Source organism: Geminicoccus flavidas, from assembly GCF_009806515.1.
GTDB lineage: Bacteria > Pseudomonadota > Alphaproteobacteria > Geminicoccales > Geminicoccaceae > Geminicoccus > Geminicoccus flavidus.
This window is the reverse complement of sequence record NZ_WUJP01000155.1, coordinates 1-1,570: the sequence shown is the minus strand read 5'-3', so window position 1 is coordinate 1,570 and position 1,570 is coordinate 1. Positions and strand designations below refer to the sequence as shown.

Here is a 1,570-nt window from a genome sequence, read left to right as displayed (position 1 = left end):
ACTGGTAGGGTTCTTCCGCGGCGGCGAGTTCAACCGCAAGTACTCGAACGTGCTGATGCGCTGGCGGGTGGGACTGCAGTTCGCGGCACTGGCGGTGCTGGTGATCCTGTTCCTCGCCTACAGCTAGCGGCCCGAGGTACGGCGATGGTCCAGCTCACCAGCATCTACACGCGGGGCGGCGACCAGGGACGGACGTCCCTGGGCGATGGCACCAGGGTCGCCAAGCATGCGCTCAGGGTCGAAGCCTACGGCAACGTCGACGAGGCCAACGCGACGATCGGGCTCGCCCGGCTGCACGCCAAGGCCGATCACGATGCAATGCTGGCGCGCATCCAGAACGACCTGTTCGATCTCGGCGCCGACCTCTGCCGACCGGACGATGGCGATGCTGCCCGCCTGCGGGTGAGCGATGCCCAGGTCGACCGCCTGGAAGCGGAGATCGACCGGCTGAACGCGGCACTGCAGCCGCTGCAGTCCTTCGTGCTGCCGGGCGGCAGCGCCCTCTCGGCTTGCCTGCATCTGGCCCGCACCGTCGTCCGCCGCGCCGAGCGCGGGGTGGTGGCGCTGGCGGAGCAGGAGGCGGTGAACCCGGCGGTGGTCCGCTACCTCAACCGGCTGTCCGACCATCTCTTCGTCCTGGCCCGTGCGGCCAATGACGATGGTGCCGGCGACGTGCTCTGGGTGCCGGGCGCCAATCGCTAGGAGAGCGGCCCCGGCGGGGCGGCCATCACTGGCGTCGGTCGGTCGCAGCGCACCGGCTGCGCTGATTGACACGCACCAAGGCGCGTCTTATCGCCCTTGTGCGTTGCAATACGAATCGGGTTACCGACGGCGGGAAGCGCTTGTTGAAGCCGCGTCGGATGAAACAGGTGGCGCAATGAAGGTCCTGGTGCCCGTCAAGCGGGTGGTCGATTACAACGTCAAGATCAGGGTCAAGGCGGACCGGTCCGGCGTCGACATCGCGAACGTAAAGATGTCGATGAACCCGTTCGATGAGATCGCCTGCGAGCAGGCGATCCGCCTGAAGGAAGCCGGGGTCGCGACCGAGATCGTCGCCGTGTCGGCCGGCGAGCCGAAGGCGCAGGAAACCCTGCGCACCGCGCTGGCCATGGGTGCCGACCGCGCCATCCTGATCGAGAGCACGGACGAGCTGCAGCCGCTCGCGGTCGCCAAGCTCCTGGCGGCGGTCGTGAAGAAGGAGGAGCCCCAGCTCGTCCTGATGGGCAAGCAGGCGATCGACGACGACAGCAACCAGACCGGGCAGATGCTGGCGGCCCTGCTGGGCTGGCCGCAGGCAACCTTCGTCAGCCGGCTGACAGTGGCGGACGGCCGGGCCGAGGCCGGGCGCGAGGTCGACGAGGGCATCCAGACGATCGCGGTGAAGCTGCCGGCTGTGTTGACCGTGGACCTCCGGCTGAACGAGCCGCGCTACGCTTCCCTGCCCAACATCATGAAGGCCAAGAAGAAGCCGCTCGACGTGGTCAAGCCCGCCGATCTCGGCGTCGATGTCGCCCCGCGCCTCCAGTACGTGCAGGTCGAGGAGCCGTCCGCCCGCAAGGCCGGGGTCAAG

3 protein-coding genes are annotated in these 1,570 nt (G+C 68.3%); all 3 read left to right on the top strand.

Annotated elements, in window-relative coordinates; genetic code table 11:
• Position 1 precedes the first annotated feature (1 nt).
• Positions 2–127 carry an HIG1 domain-containing protein gene (locus EQG76_RS33270; protein WP_407925503.1) on the top strand — a complete coding sequence of 42 codons (126 nt, stop codon included), beginning with the start codon at positions 2–4 and terminating at the stop codon, positions 125–127.
• A gap of 17 nt (positions 128–144) precedes the next feature.
• The gene (locus EQG76_RS04215) at positions 145–702 is read left to right on the top strand and encodes a cob(I)yrinic acid a,c-diamide adenosyltransferase (protein WP_159710889.1); all 558 of its coding nucleotides are present in this window, start codon (positions 145–147) and stop codon (positions 700–702) included.
• A gap of 175 nt (positions 703–877) precedes the next feature.
• The coding region (locus EQG76_RS04210) for an electron transfer flavoprotein subunit beta/FixA family protein (RefSeq protein ID WP_159710887.1) at positions 878–1,570 on the top strand (693 nt) is incomplete at its 3' end.